Source organism: Sedimenticola selenatireducens DSM 17993 (assembly GCF_000428045.1).
GTDB lineage: Bacteria > Pseudomonadota > Gammaproteobacteria > Chromatiales > Chromatiaceae > Sedimenticola > Sedimenticola selenatireducens.
The window spans coordinates 139361-163811 of the sequence record NZ_ATZE01000004.1 but is presented as its reverse complement, the minus strand read 5'-3'; the positions used below and the strand labels follow the sequence as shown (position 1 = coordinate 163811).

The following is a 24451-nucleotide window of genomic DNA, read 5'->3' as shown; positions in this document are numbered from 1 at the left end:
ACGACCAAAAACCTAACTTATTGGGACGTACCATGAATAAAGTAGAGACCAACAGCGACAAGTGGCTAGCGGACAATAATTCGTTAAGAATGGATGCCAATTGTGATTTGTTTCCCGAGGATAGAAGAAAATTTCACCTTCGTCGTTATCAATTCGCTATGGATTATTGTCATGGTAAACGAGTGCTTGATGGAGCTTGCGGTACGGGCTACGGTTCGGCATTAATTGCTGGAGTTGCACGAGAGGTTGTAGGAATTGATATTTCTAGTGATGCAATCCAATACGCAACGGAGAAATATGCAAGTATGAATACAAGGTTTAAAAAGTCATGTGTCGAGTATACAGACTTTGAAGCGAAAACGTTTGATGTAGTGATTTCATTTGAAACAGTTGAGCATACTCTTTGTCCAAAATCTCATATGCGGGAAATAGTTCGATTACTTGATGCTGAAAATGGATTGGCAATCCTATCTGTTCCCAACAGTTGGGGACTGACAGATCACCACTTTTTTGACTTTGACTTTGATTTATTTCGGTCAGTACTTAAACCGCATTTTGAACAAATAGACTTTTTTTATCAACTGGCTGGGGTGGAAATGGATAGTGATAATTATGGAATAGGACCCGTAGAAAGCGCATTGCCAAGTAGTGCTCAGTGTATCTTGGCTGTTTGTGCAAAACCCAGGCAGGATAGCTTGCAAAGCGATCCATTATCTGGAGTTTTTGACGAAATCTATTCGAACGCATTTACCCGGCATAACGAGTACAGAACACTCGCTTATAAAGTCAACACGAATTTCTTCAAGCGTTGTCAATATAAAATAATGAGCGAATGGAACAAACTGAAATCATTAAGTTTCTTTAAATTTAGCTAGCGATGGCCTTTCTGTAGAGATAGAACTCATTCTAGGACCTGTTAACACTAAATGAGGTAAAATACGCCGATGAAAATCACATCGATGCATTTCAAAATCATTGGTAATTTTCTTCCTATTTAGTGGGAAGGGATAGGCGATGTCTACTCCAATATTGAGATTTAAAGAAAACATCTCTTAGGATTCATGGAAAAGGCGAATACCGATGTCTCGGAGTATTTTATTCGTAGTCTCACAATATCCTCATAGTTCGATCATCCTCAACCATACCCGACTCAACCTTAACTCCTTAAATTACTGTGTTAATAGAATTGATATTTTTCAGTTATATCAAGCACATATATGATAGAATCACCCTCGCGAAGTAAATCTAACAAATACTCTTTATTCATAAATATCAATGATATCCATAAGAAAATCGCTATTCTGGTCACTAGGTGAAAAAAACCTTGGTCAGATTATCAGGTTAATCAGTTCCATGATCCTGGCTCGACTCCTGACCCCGAGGGAGATCGGCATATTCTCCCTCTGCGCCGCACTTCTCGCGGTAGCCAGTATTTTTCGGGATTTCGGTGTCAGCGAATATATTATCCAGGAGAAAAACCTGACCCGGGAGAAGCTGAGTGGCGCGTATGCCCTGACTACACTGACCGCCTGGCTAATGGCGGCAGGCCTGTTTTTCTCTCGGGACCTGTTTGCCAACTTCTACAACGAACCCGCACTGATCGATGTCCTGAATATCCTCTGTATCAACTTTGTCATTTTGCCCCTGGCCTCACCGGGTTTTGCGTTACTCAACCGCGAAATGCAATTTCGCAATATTTTTGTGGTTCAGTTCAGCAGCACCATTGTCCACGCCTTGACTGCGGTCACCCTGGCGTTCATGGGGTTTAGCTATATGAGCCTGGCCTGGGCCTCCCTGACAGGCATCGCCTTTCAGACGCTATTGATCATGATCTACCGACCACGGGACTCCCTGATCTTCCCGAACCCCCTACAGATACCCCATGTCTGGCGGTTCGGGGTTATGTTCAGTTCTTCGCGTGCGATTGACACACTGAATACAAATGTCCACGAGTTTGTCATTGGCAGGCAGTTTGGTATGGAGGCCCTGGGTATCTTCAGCCGGGCGCTGGGGCTGATCAACCTGTTCTGGAACAATGTGACAGCCGCCGTAACAAGGGTCGCCTCACCCGCTTTTGCCTCTACTTACCGAAATTCGGAAGAGCAACTGATTATCCTCTATCGAAAGGCTGTGGCGGTTTTTACCGTAATTGCCTGGCCGTTTTTCAGCTTTGTTGCCCTGGAGTCGGAGCGTATTATCTATCTGCTATTCGGCGACCAGTGGTTAGCCGCAGCCCCCCTGGCATCCATTCTGGCAATATCTGCGCTCATCTCAGCGGTGTTTTCCCTGGCGCCAAATGCGCTTATTGCCATGGGGCATGTCAAAAGACGGCTCCAGATAAGTCTCTTGATTGCACCTGTCCATATCATCGGCATTGGTATCGCTTCGCTTTTTGATACATGGACAGTTGCGGCAGTCTGGATTATCAGCTGGAGTGTGGCACTGATGCTCTACAACTATCATCTCTCCGCAACTCTTCGGTTCACCTACATCGACCTGATAAAAAGCACCCTGGGGAGTTTCAAGGTAACCCTGATTACAATCTCCACGCTAATTCTTGCGACACAACTTCTGGAGATGGCGGCACTTCACGATCTTCTGATTCTGCCGCTTCAAGCATGCACGGTTGCATTGGCCTGGTTTTTATCCGTCAGGCTGTTGAAACACCCGGTACAGGAGGAGATCATGAACGTATATATCCAATTCAGAAGCGCAAAAGGACAGGCCTGATGAGAAGTCCCGATCAATCTGCTGCCTGAATTGACGCGGCATTATAACAATACGGGGTTTTGCGGTATGAAAATGGCTAAAAGGATGAATCATCTTTCTCAACCACTGCGTACGGGCTTGGTGCTTTTTATCTTTCTAGGTATATTGCCGATGAATCTGAATGCGCAGTACGCACCCTGGATCGGCGATACACTAACCGGTGCCCCATGTGAAGGAAAGGGGCAGTCCTATGGACCTTTTGATTACACGAATCCAAGGCACAGGGGAGAACATCTCCAACTGGTCGAAGGTGCGCATTTCATGCCAAGGGTTCGCTCCCTTACAGAAGATAGGTTAGATTCCGCGGTAATTAACGACATAGACTACACTTTACGCGCTTTCCCCAATCATCATGATGCGCTTTACGCGGTGACCCGTTATTGGTTTCTCCCTGACTCGTTTAAACGAGTACGCAATAGAATGATGAGTACGCCACCTGAATGCTATTTTCAGCGCGCCATCTATTTTAAGCCGGATGATGGGACAGTCCGGATGCTCTATGGGCTCTACCTGCACAAATTGAACAAGTACAATGAGGCGCTGGAGCAGTACGATTTGGCTGAAGAACTTGCGCCTGATTCCGCACAACTTCTATACAATATTGGATTGCTCCATTTCGAAATGAAACAGTACGAGAAGTCGCTGGAATATGCCAGGAAGGCTTATGCCTTGGAATATCCTCTGCCGGGACTAAGGAATAAACTGAAAAAGAAGGGATACTGGAAGTGATTAAAAAGGTTCAAGGAACGGGTACGCTACGCGCACCTGTACTGGCCGGCATTTATTCGCCAAGCGGCAGCAGAGAGATAGAGAATGCACTTGAATCCTTCAGCAAAGGACTCAACAGTTCCCTGGATCTGCTGACCTTGAATACAGGCGATTGCGCTGCTCTCTCAAGCGACAGTCTATCGACCTTACCCGGTGGCGGTATAATTGCTCTGACCGGCCACCCACGCTGGAAGTCAGCGGAGCTTCAGGCTATCTCTTCCAGGGAGAGTCATGCCGGTGCCCTTTCGCATGCCTATCTGGAACACGGAATGGCCTGCCTGGATTATCTCGAAGGTCCGTTCTCAGTCCTGATCATGGACAAGCGCAGTAGCCGAATCACCGCGGTAACCGACAGGCTTGGCCTTCATCCCATCTATTATGCTCAAGTTGGGGACGGTATTGTATTTGGCTCCTCTGCCAGCGGTGTTCTTGGCCATCATGAGATAGAAAAAGAACTTCGTGAAGACGGCATCTATGATTACGTCTATTTCCACATGGTGCCCAGTCCGGTTTCCATCTACCGGAATATAAAAAAAATACCTGCCGGTCATTTTGTACAGTTATCCAATGGCGCTCTAAACGAGACAAACTACTGGCTGCCCCGCTTCTCGGAACAGACCGGTGCGGACATCGCTTCCCTGTCAGTCCGGCTCAAAAACCTGCTGAAATCTTCGGTAGATAATGCGACGGATAATTTTGCCACCACAGGATCATTCCTGAGTGGTGGCCTGGACAGCTCAACGGTCACCGGTTTCCTGTCCGAACTACACCCGGATGCAAAAGCGTTTTCTATCGGTTTCTCCGCCGAGGGCTACGATGAAATGGCCTTCGCAAGAATCACCGCCAGGCATTTTGGTGTTGATCTGAATGAGTATTATGTGACACCCGATGACGTGGTTCAGGCTCTTCCTGTGATTGCCACAAGTTATGACGAACCATTCGGGAACTCTTCTGCCCTACCTGCCTATTTCTGCGCCAAACTTGCCCGGGAGAACGGTATCAGCCGGCTACTGGCGGGAGATGGGGGAGATGAGCTGTTTGCCGGCAACGAGCGCTATGCCAAACAAGGCGTCTTTGAGGCATACCAAAAGGTTCCATTATTCTTGCGCAAGGATTTGCTTCAGCCGATTGTGGAGAACTTTCCTGGCAACTTTGGGGTTCTAAACAAGGCCAGAAGTTATATCAGCCAGGCAAACACACCACTCCCCGATCGACTGCAGACTTACAACTTTCTGCACCAGCATAGTCCTGCTGAGATATTCTCTGCCGATTTTCTTTCGGCGGTGGATGTCAATGCTCCGCTCCAGCTACAGCGGGAGACTTATGACCGTCCCGCTGATGCATCTACCCTGAACCGGATGCTCTATTTTGACTGGCAGTATACGCTTGCAGACAATGACATAAGAAAAGTCAGTCACATGTGCGCCGTTGCCGGGGTGGAGGTAACGTACCCAATGCTGGATGAAAGTCTGTTACGATTTTCACTTGAAATCCCCAGCAACCTCAAGCTAAAGGGTGGCAACCTTCGCCACTTCTACAAGGCAGCCCTGACCAACTGGTTGCCACAGGAGACCATCGACAAGAAGAAACAGGGCTTTGGATTGCCTTTCGGTGTCTGGATGCAGACCCACAAGCCACTCCAGGAACTGGCGTACGAAAGTTTGCTGGAATTAAAAAAGACGCGTTACTTCAACAACGGGTTCCTTGATCACGCTATCGAACTGCACCGCAAGGGACATGCCGCCTATTATGGTGAACTGATCTGGATACTGATGGTTCTGCAACTCTGGATGGCAAAACACGCCAACTAGTATCTTGTCCTGCCTTCTACGGCGCCTGTCTCACCTCTTTTGATAATAGTTTCTGATCAGCCTGAGCATGAATTTTGCCGGGGAGTCATCCCATGGTGTAAAACGGTGTAGCTGGTAGCGGTCAGAAGATGGAGTCGAAACGCCCCACTGGGTCGACACGGCTGCCGTGAATCCCTGCTGTCGAACCATGTCACAATGTTTTGGCAGATAGTCCTGGCCCGGCTTCCCGTTGGGATATGCGAACACCTTTACCCGACTGCCCGTAATCTCTTCGAGTCTCGCCCTGCCCTCGGCTATCTCGCGCTTTGCCTGCTCATCCGGGATAGAGGACAGAATGGGATGGGTGACCGTATGACCACCGATTTCCATACCGTTTTTGTGAAGTTCTGCCACCTGATCACTACGCATCATAAGATGTGCAGTGCCACCCAGCCCCGGAACCATTGAAGCAATCCAGTCAACCAGGTATTGCCGCTTCTCCTGTGGAAGATGTTTGATTTTACTGATTATTGCCGAGTAAGCGTTATGCCGGTCCTCCCAGTTCTCCAGGCTATAGCTGCCGAGATCTTTTTCAGACAAGTCAAGAGTACTTGAAGGGAAGCTTCTTACTGATTCAATGACAGTATCATTCCACATACGACCACCATCTAGGTATCCCGTTGCTATAAAGAAGGTCGCTTTCAGGGAGTACTTATTGAGTATTGGCAGAGCTATCTCTGCATTATCCGCATACCCGTCATCAAAAGTAATCGTGAGAGACCGTTCGGGGAGTTGTCCCTTCATTAAAAGTTCAGCCGCCTCCCCCACAGTCAGAACATTAAAATTATTTGCAATCAGCTTCATTTGCCAGGTAAACCCATCCGCATCGATCTCGCCCGGGTTAATGGGGTCGACCACTGGATGAACCCGGTGATAATTAAGAATTGAGAGTCTGGCACTCTCTCTCGATGATGTTACCAGTTGCAAAAAAGGCCAATGTCTTGTCGCTGTGAATCCCACCATCCGGCCTACCTGGTTTCTGAAGATGTGGCGAGTGCTGAATGGGGTGTATTGGAAGATGATTGGCGATAACTGTGTTGCTGTCTCAGCGTCTCAAGTTGTTCCTCGGTTATCTTTTTTACAATAAGGATGATGGCAAATAGATGCCAAGGAAAATCGAAGTAGGCCAGGCTCAAGAATGCTCCTCCGGCACAGTAAGCAACCATGCTTATCTGGAAATAGTAGGCAAAGTCATAAGCCCACTTAAGCTCCTCTATCCCTTTGGCATTCTTTCGCACCCATACACCTGTTCTCCAGGCCAGTAACAGAATCATGAGAAACAGTAGCAGACCAATCCAGCCATGGTCACCCAGCACACCGAAATAGATGCTGTGCGCTGCATGCACATCAGTCGGGTTTGGTGCGTAGATCCTAAATGTGGCTGTCGACCAGGAGTTGAATCCACCGCCGGTTAATCGGTCATTCGCCACGTTGACGCTATAGGTCCAGGCATTGATTCTGCCCATTGCCGAGGCATCCTGTTCGTACTCCTGTATGGTACTGATCCGTTCATGCCATTGACTCGGCAGGAAACTGAGGACCAGGAAGCCACCAATAAAGAGCAGAGTAAGGATAATCACCTTGTTCTTTGTTTTTAGCAGCAGGTAGAGCGACATGACCCCAATGGTCAAAAAGGCACCCCTTGAATAGGAGGCAAAAACTGAAAGCCCACAAAGCAGCATTACCAGTATCAGTCCGCGCTGCGCCCAGATATGGGTTACTTGAGTCTTGAGATAATAGATCAGCGGCAACAGCATCAACAGGGCGACAGCGAGTTCATTATTGTCCTCGATGAATGAACCGGGCGGCCCCCATACCCTGAACGCGCCAGCCGTAAGTATGGTGAACAAGCCGCCTTTGATACCGAAAAACCCGATGGAACCTACAATCACCCACAATAAGGCGATCACCTGCTCCTTCTTATGGATCAGCATCAGGGTAAAAAATATAATCAGCTGAATCTTCACAACCTTGATCAGCTGGACGAGTGCAGATTCCGGCTGTAGTGCAAAGAGTGTCGTGAAACCCATCCACAATATGAACAGAATCCAGAAAATGGTAAGCCCGGTGATGGGTAGTGATTTCTTCTCCTTGCTCAACAAGGTGGCAATCAGCAGTACCACCGCAACGACCTGTGCAAAAGGAAAGCTGTAGGCGAATCCCCAGGTAAAACGATGGGGATTCATGTAGCTGAGCCACGACCAGACCAGCACCCCAACGTAGGCATTCCTCAGAATGAACGGCAGCGAGCCAAATACGATCAATGTGAGAATGATATCGCGCATGGTTGGTTTATTACTCTTCCTCAGCCGTTCGATATTTGGCCATATTGCTCTTCACGTACCGGTACTTCCCGGACTTTTCGGCTGGTATCGTATCCACTCTTACGAGATCGACAGTCACATCCTGGCCCAATCTACTTCTGAAGCCGTCAACCACCTGTCGTGACAGGTTGTCGTCAAATGCATCAGATGTCACCAATTTGACGACTATTCTTTCCCTGCTCTCCTGCACAATCTGGAACTGCAGTACTGATGGGATATCCCGCAGGATATAGATCAGGGCCAGTCCATGCATCACGGTGCCATCCATCGCCACGATGAAGTCCGTGGTCCGCCCATGGATCTCTTTAAGTATTGGCAGCCCCCTGCCACAGGGACAGCGCTCTTCACCCAGAACCGCAACATCCCCAGTCCGGTAGCGGATAAAGGGAAACTCGCCGGTTGCCAGGTGAGTAACAACCACTTCACCCGCTTCACCGGCGGGGAGCACGTTTCCATCGCTATCTATAATCTCCACGATGATATCTTCTGCCGTGATATGCATGCTCCCTTCAGGACATTGATGGGCGATAAACCCGGCATCCCTCCCCCCATAGCCGTTGGCTGTCGGGCAACCAAAGATCGACTCAATATCCCTCTTCTGTTCATCATAGAGCCGCTCGGATGTCACAAAGGCGACCTTGATACCCAGCCTATCCATCCCAACCCCTTGTTTTCTTGCATGCCTGGCAATCAAGGAAAGCGATGAGGGATATCCGAACAGCATCTTCGGTTTGACCTGACGGATTTTCTCAACAAATCTATCGAGATTGTCGTCTGACATTTCAAAGGCCGGAATCAATTCTGTACGGAGCAGCCTGTCACGTATTTCCCGCACCCGGTCCTGGGCACCCAGCTCCACCGGTGATCCCCAAACCACGATTTCCGGATCACCGATATCCACCCCCCACCATCGGGTCGCCCGCCACTTGGCCGCTACATCATGACTGACGCGCTCTTTGCCGATATAAAACACCAGTGGTTCACCGGTTGATCCCCCGGTATTGAAGCGCTGCAGTGTCTGACAGTTGTCCGCTTTCAGTGCGTCGGTGTTTTCCTTGATCAGTTGCTTGGTAAGCAAGGGAATACGCTGTAGCGACTCCAGTGACTGAAAGCTATCGGCGGTAAGATCCAGTTTTTTAAACAGCTCGCGGTAATAAGGCACATGCCGCTCAACATGCGACAGCAGGTTTTTCAGCCGCTGTAGTTGGTACGCCCGCAACTGCTCCGGCGACCACCACTGACTCTGCTCCATCTCCTTGCGAATAAATACGCTGTTGTGTCCCTTGAGCTTTTCATGCAGCGGGAAAAGAAACTGGCTGGCAAATCGAGTATAGAGTGACATGGTCTTTTATTCCGCCTGTTTGCGGCTTTCTGTTGCCAGCCGGCCGTCAATGGTCCGGGTGTAGAGTGCCAGCCACTGGGGCTTTACCGACTCCCAGCGATAGCGCGACACCTCTTCCCTGGCGTTGTGGACGAGTTGCCGGTAACGATCATGGTCCGACAATAGCTCGATTGCCGCCTGCGCCATTCCTTCGTAATCTCCGACCGGGCGAACCAGCGCACTTATGCCATCCCTGACCATATGGGGTATGCCGCCGGCATCCGTGGTCACCACCGGCACCCCCGCCGACATCGACTCCAGCAACGCGTTGGGCATGTTGTCCACTTGGCTGCTGTTGAGCATGAGGTCGGCCGAACGGTAGAGTGTCACCATCTCGTCCCGGTCCAGACGTCCACTGAACGTGACGCTTGATTTGATTTGCAGGCTGTCCGCCAGTTGCTCGAGTGCTGCTCTTTCCGGACCCTCGCCAGCGATAGTCAACTTCGCGGCAGGATAGTGTCTATGGACAAGAGAGAAGGCACGAATTGCGGTCTCGACGTCGTAGATCAGTTCCAGGTTCCGGCAGACCACCAGGTGTGGAGCATCACTGACCGGACGCTCTTTTTTGCCGCCCGAAAAATGATCGAGATCGATTATATTCGGCACCACCTCGGCATCAATTCCGAACCGGGCAAACACCTCCTTGAGAAAGCCCGAGGGTACGACCAACTGGTCCACCCTGCGCAAGGTGGGTCGAAGCCAGTGAATCTGCTTCTTGAGAAACGCTTCAGCCTCCCCTCCCCGGTAGTTTACAATCACCGGCACGTTGCGGATCTGTGCCAGCCAGATAATCGGTGCGGCAAACAAGTGCCAGGACCAGCCGGAATTCGCCATCAGGTGGACCAGTTGAACTTTCCCCAGCCCCCTCCAGGCCGCGGTCAGGTAGGGGAACAGCCTGAACAGTGCGCGCAGCCCCCGAATGCGCCCGGCCCAAGCTGGCCGGTAGGGAGAATTGCTGCGAATGAGTCGCACGCCAATACCACTCGCTCGCAGCAATTCGGCCAGTTGCCTTGTCTGGTTGGCCATACCGCCAAATGGCGGCGGCAACGGCCCTGCGAGTGCAATCTGTTCGATCCGCCCCGACATCAGGAGGATCTGTCCTGTAGCTGCTGTGCACCCCATGCTCCGGTACTACGGCCAGCCAGAAGTTGTTCGTAGACTGTCTGATAGTTGGCCACACTGACAACCCAGTTACGCTCCTTCTTGACGTACTCCAGCCCCATTTTCCGAATCTGTTCCGAGTCCTGCGGATTGGCCAGCATCTCGATTGCGGCTGTCGCCAGGGAAGCTTCGTCACCGGCCCGAAAGAGCCGGCCATTTTCACCATCCCGGATCAATTCACGATGCCCTCCGACATCCGATGCCAGTACCAGCTTTCCCTGGGCCATCGCCTCCAGTGGCTTGAGCGGCGTCACCAGGTCGGTCAGCCGCATATGCAGTCTCGGGTAGACGAGAATATCAACCAGGCTGTAATAGCGGGGTACCTCGTCGTGGGGAACCCTTCCGGTGAAGATCACCTTGCCTTCCAGCCCGAGATCATCCACCAGTCGCCGCATCTGGTCATTGTCGGGACCGCCACCGACCAGCAACAACCGGGTATCCGGAGCCTGCTGCAGTATCCGATGAAATGCCTTCACCAGGAGCAGCAGGCCCTCGTATGCGTAGAAAGAGCCGATGAAACCGATGACCTTCATACCTTGAAGCTTGAGCGACTCTATCAGTGTTCGATCCGCCTCTGGTCTTTGGGTAAAGTGTTCAAGATCGACCGCGTTGGGGATCACGGTAATCTTTTCTGGGGCAACACCCCGCTCCTCGATATCCCTTTTCAGACCGTGACAGATGGTGGTCACCGCATCCGCGTGCTTAAAGACCCAGGTTTCCAGTGCCCGGGTCACCCGGTAACGCAAACCGTTCTCCCGACTGGTACCGTGATCGACTGCCGCATCCTCCCAGAAGGCACGACACTCGTAGACTACCGGTAGACGATGCGACCGGGCGGAACGGATGGCCGCTATACCATTCAGGCTGGGAGAGTGGGCGTGAAGAATATCCGGCTTTTCGATTTCGATCACTTCATCCAGCCGTTTCTGCAGCGAGGTGATCACATCGACCTGGTTAAACAGAGGCAACCGTGAGAAGCGGGTGCCGGATGGCCGGGTCCGGTAGAAGGTCAGGCCGTCCACCTCCTCCTTCTCTTGAGACTCGGCGATATGCTTGCTGCTGGTGACATGGGCCGTCTCCCACCCCAACTTTCGTTGCTGTTCCAGAATGGCGCGGGTCCGGAAAGTATAACCACTGTGCAGCGGTATGGAATGGTCAAGTATGTGCAGAATTTTCATCAGGCTGCCACCTGCTGTGCCATCTCTTTCTTCAGGAACGAGTGAAACATCAACAGCGTCCATATACTGGCACTGTAGTCCCTGATTCCAGACTGGTGGTGATCCACCAGAGTATGCAGGTAGCGCTCATTGAACAGTCCGGACCCCAGCATCTCGTCGCTGAGCAGGCTATTTCGGACCTTGTCACGCAGCGGCCCTCTGAACCAGCTTGCCAGGGGGACAGCAAAGCCCATCTTCTTGCGATAGAGAATATCGTGCGGAAGCATCGGCTCCAGGGCCTTTTTGAACAGGTATTTCCCCTCGCTTCCACGCAGCTTCATCTCCGGAGGCAAGCCGGAGATCCAGTCCACCAGGTGATGATCCAGTAACGGTACCCGAACCTCCAGCGAATGGGCCATGCTGGCCCGGTCAACCTTGGTCAGGATGTCCCCCACCAAATAGGTTTTCAGGTCCAGATACTGGACCAGGGAGAGGGGGTGATCGGTCGGTGCCTGACCGGCATGTCGCCGGAATACCTCGATCGCCTGGTAACCTTGCAGCTCCCGTTTCAGTTTGTCACTGAAAAGTTGATCGCGCATCTGGTTGGAGAGTATGGAGACACTGTGCATGTAGCCCTGCAGGGTATCCCGGGCCATCGACTCGAAGGTAGACTTGGCTCTGAATACCCGTGGCGCCCAGTCAGCCTTCGGGTAGAGGCGGCCCAGGGTACCGAACAGCGGCTGCCGAATGGCGGGCGGCAGCATAGCGCGCATCCGTTCTTCATAGGTATGCCAGCGATAGCGCCGGTATCCGGCAAGGTTCTCATCACCTCCATCACCTGACAACACCACGGTGACCTGTTGCTTGGCCAGTTGGCAAACCCGGTAGGTCGGTAGCGCCGAGCTATCGGCATAGGGTTCATCGTAAAGATCGGCCAGGTGGTCAATCAGGTCGAAGTCATCCGGGTCAACCTGCTCCACCCGGTGATCGGTACTGAACCGCCGGGCCACTTTCTCGGCGTAAGCCGACTCGTTAAACTTCGGATCACCAAACGAGATTGAACAGGTATTGACCGGCTTTTCTGAGAGCCCAGCCATCAGGCCTACCACCGCGCTCGAATCGACCCCCCCGGACAGGAATGCGCCCAACGGCACCTCGGCAATCATGCGGATATCGACCGCTTCGCGCAAACGTTCGATCAGTTCATTGCCGGCATCCTGTTCCGTCATTGCCGCGTGCGGTTTGAACGAAACATCCCAGTACTGTTTTGGAGCTGCTGTTATCTGTCCCTTGCGCAGGGTCAGGCTGTGACCCGGTGATAGCTTGTGTACCTTCCGGTAGATGGTCCTCGGTTCCGGTATGTAACCGAAGGTAAAGTACTCCTCGACAGCGGCCGGATCGATCTCACGACCCAGGCGCGGGTCCACCTTGAGTGACTTGAGCTCGGAGCCGAAGATAAAGAAACCATCATCAAGCTGGGCATAGAAGAGTGGTTTGATACCCAGCCGGTCGCGTGCCAGGAACAGTGTCTCCTGGTTGCGGTCCCACACCGCGAACGCAAACATTCCCCGGAAGTGTTCAACACAGGACTCGCCCCACTCTTCCCAGGCGTGCACGATCACCTCGGTATCCGAGTGGGTGCGGAACAGGTGGCCTTTCGACTTCAGTTCACTGGAAAGTTCCGGAAAGTTGTAGATCTCCCCATTGTAGGTGACCACCACCGAGTGATCCTCGTTGAACAGGGGTTGCTGCCCGCTGGCCAGGTCGATGATGGAGAGACGACGATGGCCCAGGCCTACGCCTGGTTCGATATGAATGCCCTGCTCATCCGGCCCGCGGTGAACCTGGGTTTGATTCATCCGAGACAGCAGGCTATCAGATATCTCTCGTTGGCCCGTTGTATCAAATATCCCTACTATCCCACACATAAAATCGGCTACTTTCTTTGTTGTTGGCGAGGGTCTTTGGCGGCATCTTACGGAGACCGGCAGACCATGCCGTTAAGAGGTGCCTGGTCTCAGGCATCCGCCCTGAAAATGGCAAAACTTTTTTCTGAAATTAATTTCACTGGTTATTCACCAGACGATCCAGTGTCGTTTCCAGCGCCGGCATCAACTGATCCAGGAACTCTTGCTCGGGATCTATAATGTCATTGCGCGCAATTTCGCGTGGAATGGAAATAACCACCCGGGCGCTATCTTGCCGACCAAATGTTAACCGATAAAACGCTTCAAGCAGTTTCGCCTTATAACGGCTTGACGTGTAGACATCCCCAATCCGATACCATGTCAGAACCTGGTAAATCTGATCAGCGCCCTTGATTGTAATCTGGTCTATTTCCAGGGGCCTACCGTTGATCTGTATAGTGACTTTATTGCTGTCGGTAATGCGCCACTTTCTTTCATCTTTTTCCAGTAACAGATTCTGGCTATTGATCAGCTCGGCGCCCTTGTTGCGAAGGGCATAATGACCAATTGATACTCCGATCTGTTGTTGATCATTATGATACTGTCCGTGAACAATCTGACTGGCACCATTGAATTGTGGCAGCCATGCATCACTGGAAGCGGACGCTGCTTCCCAGCCGGCAAGCCGCCCTGGTAAGACCAGTTGTTTATCGTCAATCAGGGTTGCCCGATTATCCATGGCGTAAGCCAATATCGGCCAGACCGAGGCACTTAGCAGGACGATGGAAAGGGCAGCGAAAAACCGATTATATTTAACATCACGCCGGGAATCGGCTTGATTAACATCTTCATTCGGTTTCTGATGCGGATCACGCCAGATTGCACCTATCGAAAAAAGGATAAGCATTACCAGACCAAAAAACAGCCAGCCGTAGACCAGATGATCAACCCCGGTCGCAATCTTCATGTCGCTGAGATGGCCGAGCATGACAATAATGTATGCGCGGAGACTATTAGCGATTATCGGCACGATGGCCGCTGCCAAAATGAACAGGGCCCGTTTGGATAAACGGTTATAGGTCATATAGGCGTAGAGTGCACCCAGTGTGACAGAGGCGATCAAGTATCGTACACCACTGCAGGCTTCCACTACCGACCAGTCACCCGAGGGAAGTGAGAAAAACAGCCCCTCCCGGTATACCGGAACCCCGGTCAACTTGATCAAATACACGGTCGCGGTCGCAGTGATCTCCATCAGCGGAGGCACAAGATCCTCACCCATGGGTACCGCAAAGAAGAGAAAGGCCAGAGGAAATGCCAGTGCCCAGGTAATCTGGTTACCCAGTAATGTCCATATTCCAAAAATAAGGATGGAAACCAGAGCCAGCTGTTGAATCACCAGGGCATCGGCGAGATAGCCGATCAGCCAGAGAAAACCGCCACCCACCAGTAACAGCAGTACCCGATATTCAGGTTGTGGGACAAATTGCCGCAAAGTCGAGCGTTTTTCCCAGATTAACCACAAGGTGATGGGGACAATAATGAAACCGTGCGCAAAGGTTTCCGACCGATACCATATGGATACCATTGACCAGGCCGTCTCATAAAACAGACCCAGAATGGCCGCGATCAGAATGATGGTCAGAACCAACACTGCAGGCCAAGAAGATGATTCTGAATACACTTCCCTTTGCGAGTTCATAGATTCAATCTGTGCTCCCTTTTTCCGCCTCCAGCCATTGACATACAATCGGCAGGTTTGCTTCCCAACTGAAATCGGTTTTTACACGGACACGCGCATCCTTTCCAAGGCTATCATACGCACCGGCAACAAGCCTGGGAATATAGGAGAGAATCTCTTTTGCGGTATTAGCCAGCAACAGCTCTTTTCCCGGTTCAGCATTGATTCCTTCAAAACCTGGATCACTCACAATAACCGGTTTCTCCATGGCCATGGCCTCAAGAACTTTGTTCTGAATCCCTCGTGCAATCCGCATGGGAGCCACCGCGGCTCTGGCGAATTGCAGGTAGGGTCGAATATCTTCCACCCTGCCGGTCACTTCAACCCTATCCAGCCTGGCCAGTTGTTTGACTGCCTCGGATGGATTACTGCCGACAATGTAAAAACGAGCCTGGGGGGCAAGTCGGGTTATTTCCGGAAAAACCTCTTTGGCGAACCAGATCACCGCATCGATATTGGGCCAATAGTCCATGGCGCCGGTAAATACCAGGACTTCATCTCCATCATGATAGGGATTTACGAAATCCTCGGAAGGGGAAAAATAGTCCGCATCGACACCATTATTATAATATGCGACCTTTTCATGATCGGTAGATATCAGGCTGCGAAACATTGCTGCCTCAGCGGAAGAGACAAACAGGCTGGCATCGAAAATGGAGGCCAGGGACTGTTCATAGTCCAGTAACTTGTTGGCTTCGCGACGGTAAACCCAGCTCATAGGCCACTGCTTTTTCAAGGCATACTGGCGCCATTTATCTGAATCAATGTCGACAAAGTCGATCACCCGCCGTTCCAGTCTGACGAGTTGTTGTGTGACATATTGCGCCATGGCTGATGAGTAGACGATGACACGAGCTATCTGCTGTTCCGCGACAATCGAGTCTACCCATTCACTCATCTGTCTATCGGCATAATAGGGGAGCGTCAGTGGCTGCCCTTTAAGCAAGCCGGCTATACTCTTGACCCGGGCTTTTCCTGGATTCAGTTCAATGAAACAACACGCCTCACACTCTGTTTCGAGCAGGGAGACATACTCCCAGTCCTGGACATCATCTATAAACGCGCCCAAGAACACCCGGTAGTGTTGACGAAGATAGCGCAGCAGATGATAAGAGCGAATCTTGTCCCCCTTGTTGGGGGGATAGGGTATCCGATGGACCAGATAGAGCAACGCAGGTTTCATGCAACGATCAGCCCAGTTTTCTGGCTAACATAGGGCCAATCGCATTGGCGATCGAAAGGGGAAGCTTCTGCCAGGCCTTGATGAACATCTGATACTTGGGATTGTTCGGATTGATTTCCGGAACAGTCGAAGATTTCACCAGGTAATATTCATAGTGCAGCGGTTCCGGGGTAAAACCCCAGTTCTTTTTGAAGCTGTAGGAACCCGCTCCTACTTTGCTACGACCATAATCAAAGACCCTGATGCCACGCTCGCCGCAACGACGCATCAGTTCCCAATACATAAAATCGTTGCCTTTCAGATTCCGTGCAAGGGGAATACTGCCGCCATAGTAAGGCAACACTTCATCTCTGAAATAGAAACTCATGACGCCGGCAATATCCTTACCTTCATGGGTCACCATCAGCACATCACAATCATTACCAAATATCTCCCTGAGTAGCTGGAAGTACTTCAGCGGCATGACTGGTGTACCCAGATTGCGGACGCTCTCGGAATAGATGCGGTAAAATCTGTCACATCCCTGGACAATTTCACCCGACAGACCGGCATTGATCCCTTTCCTGACCATGGCCCGCTGTTTTCTCGGTATTGCCTTGAGGTTCTCTTCCGGATCTTGAGATATCTCTTTCCTGAAGGTGACATACAACTCTTTGACAGGCCATCCCTGATTGGAAGGCACTCTGTTTTTCAGCTCTAACGCATCGACACCCAGTTTATCAGCAAGTCGGCAGGCGGCCTGTCTCAGAGTCATCGCTGATTGATCATCCCCGGCAATCACCCCCCCATAGACACAGAACGGAACCGAACTCAGTGAATTTCCGAAGAGCACACTTTTCACATGGCCCAGCGGCAAAACTCCGGTGATTCGCCCCGCCCGTTCACTATAAAGAAAATAGACCTCATAGCCGAAAGCCTGTTCGATAACTTCTTTCCAGCCGGACAGATGAAAAAAAGTACCATCTACCGAGTCTTTTACAAACTGGTCCCAACGCGCATAATCCGCGCTGGTGAGTTGCTTGACCGTAACCGCTTCACTCTCTACTACAGTAGATTCCATTGCTTTCCTGTTTTAACTGGTCCTTCATAGATCGAGTTCTGCTGGTGTGTACAGCCTACCCAATCGCGGAAGATAAAAATACCTGGTCCATCCTGCCCCAACGAAAATCAGCAAACAGGCGATTAAGTCGCTTTTCGGTGTGATTAAGATTCAGATAGTGCCTGAACCTGGTTTTTAAACTGATGTCTTGCTGGCGAGGCTGCCCGGGGTCGATTTCCCAGGGATGGAAATAGAATATTCCCGGCTGCTGTTCCTCGATATTCACCTTACGCAACAGTGCTCTGGAAAAAATATAAGGAAAAAAGCGGAAATATCCACCACCACCCGCCGGTAGCCGGCGGTTGAACATATATGAAGTGGTAATCGGAATCTCAAGGAATTCCGAGTCGTCTATCGGATGATAGGCAAACCTTGGCGCCGATGGCATACCGTAGTGGTCGTGAGAGATGGGGTAGATGCTGGAACTGTAGCGATAACCGGCATGCATCAGCTCTTCGTGTGCCCAGAGATTATCGCTACCGATTGAGTAGCTGGGAGCACGATAGCCCATGACCGCCATGCCACCGATATCTTCCAGTAATTTTTTGGTGTCGATTATCTCTGTAATGAACTCTGCCCTGTGCTGGTTACTGGCACGTTTGTGCCAGTAACTATGGCAGGCCAATTCATGGCCGGATTCAACCAGGGAGCGAATAACGGCAGGATAGCGCTCGGCAACCCAGCCCAGGGTGAAAAATGTCGCTTTTATCCGATACCGATCCAGCAATCCGAGAATAATTTCCATATTCCGTTCAAGCCGGCACTCCTGTTGATCCCATTGTGACCTGTCGAATCGGTGCTCAAATGCGGAGACATGGAAATAGTCCTCCACATCAATGGTCATAGCATTGGTAATGGCGCTCTGTGAGACAGAATGTCCCGACACGTTCACCCCGCCTCTTGTGTTTTGATGATTCGCCCCTGAGCCCACTTAATGATCACTTGTGCAATCCGCTCGGCCGCCTCTCCATCCCAATATTCGGGCACTCTGCCCCGTTTCCCGCCGGTGGCAAGCACATCATCAACGCTTGCCTGGATTTTCTCCGGATCGATGCCAACGACTGTGTTGGTACCCTCAGTCACTGTAATCGGCCGCTCCGTATTCTCCCGAAGTGTGATACAGGGTACACCGAGTGCCGTTGTTTCTTCCTGGATACCACCGGAATCGGTCAGAACCAGCCTGGCGTGTTTCATCATGCCCAGCATCTGCAAATAGCCCTGGGGTGGCAGACGCAGAATTCGGGATGAAGTGAGCAGGTTTTCCAGACCGAACTCTTTGATCCGTTGAACCGTTCTTGGATGTACCGGAAAGACCAATGGGAGCTGTTCGCTGATCGAGTTTAATCGGGTGAGCAGAGTTTTCAGATTATCCGGGTTATCGACATTGGATGGCCGGTGCAGGGTGACCAGCCCGTAGCCGGAGTTAAACGCTGCCTGATCGATCGCTTCGCCTGCCGCGGAAAACAGCATGCCCGGTTCGGCTGCCCGATCAAGATTGTAACGCAGGGTGTCAATCATGACGTTCCCTACAAAATAAATGCGTTCGGAAGCAATTCCCTCACGCAGCAAGTTGGCTTCAGCGCTTCTTTCTGTGGTGAACAGCAGATCGGATATCTGGTCTGTCAAGACCCGATTGATCTCTTCGGGCATGCCCCGATCATAGCTGCGCAAACCGGCCTCGACATGAATCACCGGAATCCCTTTCTTAACCGCCACCAATGCACAGGAGATAGTTGAATTCACATCACCCAGCACCAGTACGGCCGTCGGCTTCAGTTGGTCCAATACCGGTTCAAAGCGCAGCATGATCTCTGCAGTTTGCACGGCATGACTGCCCGATCCCACGCCCAGGTCAATATCCGGTTCCGGAATATGCAGCTGGTCAAAAAAAGATTTTTTCATCGCTGCATCATAATGCTGCCCGGTATGCAACAGCGTTGCAGCGATGACATTTTCGTGCTGGCCGAACACCCGCATGATAGGGGCGATTTTCATAAAGTTAGGTCGCGCCCCAACAATACAGAGTATTTTGGCGATTTTTTCGGGCATGATTTTTTAGCCGGTTTTCTACAAGGTATGCATCAGGCTCAGAGAGAGGCGATTCTCTTCATAGCTCTGTCCGAACTGATTCGAGCTGCGATCGGTAAAGCTGTAGTTGAACCTGAGATGGGTCTTCTGACCCAGTTGACGATTCACACCGGCCTGCAGCCTCCAGATATCCGACTCCCGATTGCCTGTACCACTCTCTTCCTGCTGATTCCAGTTCAGGCTGATGTCGCCGGATACTGTCCCCGACAAGGTGCGACGCAGGGTTGCCCCGAGTCCCATAGTGGATACTTCACGCGTTGAATCCTGGTAGGTCTGGTCCGACATGTCGGCATTCAGGGTCAATGTCGTGCGCTTGCCCTTGAGACTGTAGCTGACTGCAAGTCGCTCATCAACGAAGGTGCTGATACCGATCGCGGGTAAATCGACTACAGTAAAAAACGGATCGCCGGTAACTGGATGGAGAACTGGGTTACCAAAATTATCGACTCTAATAAACACCACCTGATTACTCAACAGGGTCGTGGAGTCCGTCAGCTCGGTAGTGTAACTTGCGCTTAACACCGAACGCTTTGACCGGTGGCTCAGACTCAGTCGTTTGGTATTGCCAAAGAATCTTTCCCCAATGCCAAAATCAAGCGATGTCCTGGCGCTGGGTGTCCACCGGGCACCGATATCCCAACTGGACCCGTCGTGACTTGACTGAACCGACGCAAAGTCATTGGATTCAGTTCCCACCGATCCGTTGACCTGCCATTGACGGTTAATCTGATAACCCAGACGCAGATCCAGGGCGCTCAGCTGGCTCACTTCCCCCTGATCATTGTCGGTGGTTTTGTCGCTGGCGTTGACACCCCAGGACCAGTCGGCAAATTCCGGGCCGCTATTAATCGCCAGATTGAAAGTGTCACTGCTGGTGTCACCAACACTACTTTCCGAATGATTCAATTCATTGTAGGTATAGCGCAGCTCCATATCCGCAATGCCTTTAAGGCGACTCCTCAGATAAGGGCTGATTTTATAGCTGTAGGTGGTGGTCCTGTTGCTACTGTTGCTCAGGTTGTCCGTACCTGTAATGTTCAACGGGTCGATTGCATTCTGTGTTGCCGTGGCATTCAGATCGAGGAATACAACCCGTTCATACAATTCCGCATTGGCATCGGCCTGCAGGCGGGGATTGATGGAATCGTTGTTGCCGCCCTGCCCGTTGATCTCAAGGGCGCCGGTCAGATCCAGCCTGGCCCGTCCGCCCTTTCCATGCAGGGAAACACTGGGCGTCAGGGTCGGTGTCAACTCACTCTCCCCACCAGTACTGGAAAGGTTCACGTTGTCGCTATAGACCGCACCGGCACTGACACTGGCTGATCGGGTCCATTCAGCAGCAGAGACTGTTGTGGACAGGATTATCAGCCCACTCCCGAGAAGGGCGCTGTTAAGAAAATATAATCTCCTCATTCTGGCCATCAGATTGAGCCCCTATCCATTTCCTGTTTGACTACGCCCGTAGCCATAACCATACCCGTACCCGTAACCATAACCACCTGCCCCGTTCCTCGTATTGGAAGATTTATTCAGCAGGAGACCAATGACTTTTTCCCCTCCAAGATGACTGAGCGCTTCTACAACCTTACTTTGTGGAGTATGTTTTTCAGCCACAACGAAAACGATCTGTCCCATCAGATTGGCCAATACGCCTGCTTCCGTGGTAAACAGAATTGGCGGTGAATCAAAAATAATCACCCGGTCCGGATAGCGTTGAGCCAATTCGATCATCAGCTGTTGCATGTCCTCACTGGCCAATAATTCGGTAGAACGCTCGTGGGCATGTCCTGCCGGTAATATACGCAGGTTGGGGATACTGGTGTGTAGCAACACATCACTGATCCGGGTTCCCTTATTCATTAACAGATCAATAAGACCAGGGCAGTCATCTGGAATACCCAGCAATGCGGCTGCCGATGCCTTGGCAACATCTGCATCAACAAACAACACCGTCTTATCCTGCTCCATGGCAATACTGATAGCCAGATTGATCGCGGTAAAAGTTTTTCCCTCACCTGGCTGGGCGCTGGTGACCATGATCAGATTTGGATTATCAATCGCTGCGGCACCCTTACCGGCAATATTCATCAGTAGCGGTCGCTTGATAATCCGATTTTCTTCGGCCACTCTGCTGCGAGGTTCATCCGGAGTCACCATGCCGAGTGATTTCAGATGTTCCAGCGGCAAATCGACTACTTTTCCGGTTCTGTTTTGTGGGGCAAGTTTTTCAGGTTGTTCAAATGCGGGTGGAATCGGCTGTCCCTGCATATCAACATTAGATTTCACCGGTGCCTGTGAACTGGCTGTAGAGTCAAGTGATCTACTGAAATCGTTCGATAGATCATCCTGCTTGCCAACCTGGTCGGCATTAAGCTTTTCGATCGCTTTTTCAATAATGCTCATAAGATCCTGGCCCCAAGACTTTGCACTTTCCCTAATAGATCAAAGCCCATGTCGTGCATCAGATTGACCCCGACAAAAAGCGTGCCCAACAGCAGCACCAGAGAAACAAACATGGCACCGGCAAGTCTCTGCCTGCGTTTTTGTGCTTTTGAAAGCACAAATGCCACCGAACCCAGCACAGGCAATCCGGTTATTCGATTCAGTGCGCCGCGGCTATAGAATACAGGCCGGATCAATGAAGTCAGCAATGCAAGACCGATTCCTGCCGCCAAGCTGGCCAGAAAAACCGCGCCATTAAGCAACAGTTTGTTGGGTTGGGACGGCTTGAGTGGAACAAACGGAGGATCGATGACACGAAATTTCACCTCTGACGCATCCTGTTCGGCCTTTTCCGAAAGATGTGCCGACTCCCGCCGTTTCAACAGCGCCTCATGCTGCTGCGAAACGGCGTCATAATCACGATTCAGCTGTTGTAGTTCCGCCTCGATCAGGGGAATCTGATCGATTTTTGCCTCCAGCTCCTTGACCCGTTTCCCATACTCTGTCGCACGCACCCGGAGTTCAGCCACTCGCGCCTCTGATTCCGAGAGCATGCTGCGCATCTGCTGATAAACCGGGCTGCTCTGCAAGCTGGCCTGCGGAGCTGACGGTTCGGCCTGACGCGCCTCAAGCTCTTGCTTTTTCTCTTCTTCGAGGCTGGCAATGATGGATTGTATTTCTATCACATCAGGATGACGTTCGGTGTACTTCAACAACAGCTCATCCAGGCGTGTCTGGAGGTTCTGGATGCGTTGATCCAGATGCGACGGAGCTCCAAAATCATCAGCTCCTCCGGGGATAAATACAGGCTCCTCACCAGACAGTTGACGCTTCAACTCGGCACGCCGATTCTCAGCCTCACGAAGTTCGAGTTGCGCGGAGCCCAGTTGTCCCTTTGCCATTTCGAGACGTTGGTAGTAACCACCCTGTTCCCCCGGCATGGTACCGACATAACGGCGCTTGAAATCCGCCAGCCTGGCCTCGGCTTCAGCCAGCCGGATTTCATATTCGGCAATCTGCTTATCCAGGAACTCCTGGGCGCCGGCACTATCCTTGCGTTTATCGCCCAGTGTACTTTCGATAAATATGGAGATTAAAGACTGTACAACACGCTGCGCAACGAGCCGGTCAGAATGAGTGTAAGCGATTGAATAGAGTGAGGCATTGTTGCGCTGCCCGCTTAGCTCAATATTGTCACGCAATTCTGTTATCAGGGCCTCTTTATCCTGCTCGTTCCTGACTTTCAGATCCAGATCGACCATGCGCATCAGCTTTTCCATATTCGGTCGGCTGAGTAGCGTCTTGCTCATCAAGGCGACTCGTTGGCTCACATCCGGCTGAATTGCCAACCCACGCAGCAGAGGTCCAAGAATGGTGTTGCTATCAACATGCAAGCGAGCGGTAGCCTCATATTTATCCGGCAGTTGTGCTACAACTATCCATCCGGCTATCGCGATTATCCATGCCGCCACCAACGCCACCCAGCGAAATCGCCAGACGCCGTAAAGATATTCTTCAATCTGTTCTAGAAGTTCTTGCATATATCCCTGCTACGCCCATATTTCTTGAGGCATCAACCTCAATATCCCTACCGGTGCCAGTCTGATATCGATTGCGATATTTCTGTCACTACACATCGGAACTCGGCCAGTTACCCGACCGAGACCCGATAAGCGTATGATGCCACCCTCTCGGTAATCTGTTCGCCGACCTAGAACCATGCCTCGGGGATAATCATGATATCGCCAGGCATCAGTGCAAGATTCGCGGAGATATCCCCATCCTCTACCAGGTCTTCCAGTCGCACGTTATAGATTTGTTGTTCACCGTTTATATTTCGGATCAACACTGACTTGTTACCATCGGCAAATTCGGTCAGACCACCAACCTGGATCATCAGATCAAGCAGTGTCATGTGTTTTCTGAACGGTACCGAAAGCGGCTCGGCGGCTTCGCCCACGACCCTGACCTGCTGAGTGGGAACGCCGACAAACTCATCGACAATGACCGTGACAACCGCATTTTTCACATACTCGGAGTAAGCCGCTTCCACGTCCCTGGCTAACTGGGTTGGCGTCTTGCCGCTGGCCTCTATATCTTCGACCAGACGTGTCGTAATCTTGCCATCCGGACGCACGGGAACCGTGACGGTCAGCTCCTGATTCCCCCAGACAAAGATGTTCAGTTCATCGCCAGGACCGATAATATAATCAAAGTCTGGTGCTACCTGGGGCTGATCACTGGTCACCTGGGGATATTTTGATGCACAACCGGCAAGTAGTATTACCAGCGCCCCGAGAAGACACTGGGTTAACAACCGATGCGATGATAGTGTTTTATTGATAGGCACGAGCATGTTCTCCCTTACGCTATTTGTTGTACAACCGTTCAATGGGCACATTGCCAATACAAGGAATGACCTGATAGTCCCTGCCAAAGACTCACGCTACTTCCCGGTCCATATTGTTTTCCATCAGCCTTATCCGCGAAAGATCGACCGAAAGCCTGCCAGAAAAATTCATTCAATATATGAGGATGATAGCCCAACTTACTGGGCTTGTTAATAAAATAGACCTTTATA

The 24451-nt window shown here is 51.3% G+C and carries 19 protein-coding genes; 4 read left to right on the top strand and 15 right to left on the bottom strand.

What is annotated here, in order from left to right; all coding sequences use genetic code 11:
• The first annotated feature begins 32 nt into the window (after positions 1-32).
• The 4 genes from A3GO_RS25655 to A3GO_RS0104985 all read left to right on the top strand — a co-directional run bounded on the left by A3GO_RS25655 (position 33) and on the right by A3GO_RS0104985 (position 5348).
• Positions 33-875 (top strand): class I SAM-dependent methyltransferase, encoded by an 843-nt coding sequence (locus tag A3GO_RS25655; RefSeq protein ID WP_084609787.1) that lies wholly within the window; start codon positions 33-35, stop codon positions 873-875.
• A 400-nt stretch (positions 876-1275) separates the two neighbouring features.
• A complete protein-coding gene (locus A3GO_RS0104995) occupies positions 1276-2730 on the top strand; it encodes a lipopolysaccharide biosynthesis protein (protein WP_084609785.1) in 1455 nt (484 codons plus the stop codon).
• Between the two features lie 66 nt (positions 2731-2796).
• Positions 2797-3498 carry a tetratricopeptide repeat protein gene (locus tag A3GO_RS0104990; protein WP_051301852.1) on the top strand — a complete coding sequence of 234 codons (702 nt, stop codon included), beginning with the start codon at positions 2797-2799 and terminating at the stop codon, positions 3496-3498.
• Positions 3495-5348: an asparagine synthetase B family protein gene (locus tag A3GO_RS0104985; RefSeq protein WP_245621666.1), complete on the top strand. Its 1854-nt coding sequence runs from the start codon at positions 3495-3497 to the stop codon at positions 5346-5348. The genes A3GO_RS0104990 and A3GO_RS0104985 overlap by 4 nt, the downstream gene beginning before the upstream one ends.
• Before the next feature lie 30 nt (positions 5349-5378).
• On the opposite strand, the gene A3GO_RS0104980 is transcribed toward A3GO_RS0104985, so the two are convergent.
• The 15 genes from A3GO_RS0104980 to A3GO_RS0104910 all read right to left on the bottom strand — a co-directional run bounded on the left by A3GO_RS0104980 (position 5379) and on the right by A3GO_RS0104910 (position 24220).
• Positions 5379-6350: a polysaccharide deacetylase family protein gene (locus tag A3GO_RS0104980; RefSeq protein ID WP_051301851.1), complete on the bottom strand. Its 972-nt coding sequence runs from the start codon at positions 6348-6350 to the stop codon at positions 5379-5381.
• A gap of 5 nt (positions 6351-6355) precedes the next feature.
• On the bottom strand, positions 6356-7672 hold the full coding sequence (locus tag A3GO_RS22615) for a putative O-glycosylation ligase, exosortase A system-associated (RefSeq protein ID WP_051301850.1): 1317 nt from the start codon (positions 7670-7672) through the stop codon (positions 6356-6358).
• 10 nt (positions 7673-7682) lie between these two features.
• Positions 7683-9053, bottom strand: coding sequence for a phenylacetate--CoA ligase family protein (locus tag A3GO_RS0104970; RefSeq protein ID WP_029132463.1), 1371 nt, complete (start codon positions 9051-9053; stop codon positions 7683-7685).
• A gap of 6 nt (positions 9054-9059) precedes the next feature.
• Positions 9060-10178 (bottom strand): glycosyltransferase family 4 protein, encoded by a 1119-nt coding sequence (locus A3GO_RS22610; protein WP_037374693.1) that lies wholly within the window; start codon positions 10176-10178, stop codon positions 9060-9062.
• Positions 10178-11431 (bottom strand): TIGR04063 family PEP-CTERM/XrtA system glycosyltransferase, encoded by a 1254-nt coding sequence (locus A3GO_RS22605; RefSeq protein WP_051301849.1) that lies wholly within the window; start codon positions 11429-11431, stop codon positions 10178-10180. Before A3GO_RS22605 ends, A3GO_RS22610 begins: the two co-directional genes overlap by 1 nt.
• Positions 11431-13338: an XrtA/PEP-CTERM system amidotransferase gene (locus tag A3GO_RS0104955; RefSeq protein WP_029132462.1), complete on the bottom strand. Its 1908-nt coding sequence runs from the start codon at positions 13336-13338 to the stop codon at positions 11431-11433. The genes A3GO_RS22605 and A3GO_RS0104955 overlap by 1 nt, the downstream gene beginning before the upstream one ends.
• Positions 13339-13474: 136 nt before the next feature.
• Positions 13475-15019: an exosortase A gene (gene xrtA / locus A3GO_RS0104950; protein ID WP_084609783.1), complete on the bottom strand. Its 1545-nt coding sequence runs from the start codon at positions 15017-15019 to the stop codon at positions 13475-13477.
• A gap of 4 nt (positions 15020-15023) precedes the next feature.
• On the bottom strand, positions 15024-16241 hold the full coding sequence (locus A3GO_RS0104945) for a TIGR03087 family PEP-CTERM/XrtA system glycosyltransferase (protein ID WP_029132460.1): 1218 nt from the start codon (positions 16239-16241) through the stop codon (positions 15024-15026).
• A gap of 7 nt (positions 16242-16248) precedes the next feature.
• Positions 16249-17301, bottom strand: coding sequence for a FemAB family XrtA/PEP-CTERM system-associated protein (locus tag A3GO_RS0104940; protein ID WP_029132459.1), 1053 nt, complete (start codon positions 17299-17301; stop codon positions 16249-16251).
• Positions 17302-17356: 55 nt separating this feature from the next.
• Positions 17357-18226, bottom strand: coding sequence for an XrtA system polysaccharide deacetylase (locus tag A3GO_RS0104935; RefSeq protein ID WP_029132458.1), 870 nt, complete (start codon positions 18224-18226; stop codon positions 17357-17359).
• A 2-nt stretch (positions 18227-18228) separates the two neighbouring features.
• The gene (wecB, locus tag A3GO_RS0104930; RefSeq protein ID WP_418064553.1) at positions 18229-19392 is read right to left on the bottom strand and encodes a non-hydrolyzing UDP-N-acetylglucosamine 2-epimerase; all 1164 of its coding nucleotides are present in this window, start codon (positions 19390-19392) and stop codon (positions 18229-18231) included.
• Positions 19393-19407: 15 nt separating this feature from the next.
• A complete protein-coding gene (locus tag A3GO_RS0104925) occupies positions 19408-20841 on the bottom strand; it encodes a TIGR03016 family PEP-CTERM system-associated outer membrane protein (protein ID WP_169720364.1) in 1434 nt (477 codons plus the stop codon).
• A gap of 21 nt (positions 20842-20862) precedes the next feature.
• Complete coding sequence (locus A3GO_RS0104920; protein WP_029132455.1) at positions 20863-21831, bottom strand: XrtA-associated tyrosine autokinase; 969 nt, start codon at positions 21829-21831, stop codon at positions 20863-20865.
• Complete coding sequence (locus tag A3GO_RS0104915) at positions 21828-23411, bottom strand: XrtA system polysaccharide chain length determinant (protein ID WP_029132454.1); 1584 nt, start codon at positions 23409-23411, stop codon at positions 21828-21830. Before A3GO_RS0104915 ends, A3GO_RS0104920 begins: the two co-directional genes overlap by 4 nt.
• 170 nt (positions 23412-23581) lie before the next feature.
• Complete coding sequence (locus A3GO_RS0104910; RefSeq protein ID WP_335340008.1) at positions 23582-24220, bottom strand: XrtA/PEP-CTERM system exopolysaccharide export protein; 639 nt, start codon at positions 24218-24220, stop codon at positions 23582-23584.
• Positions 24221-24451: the final 231 nt, after the last annotated feature.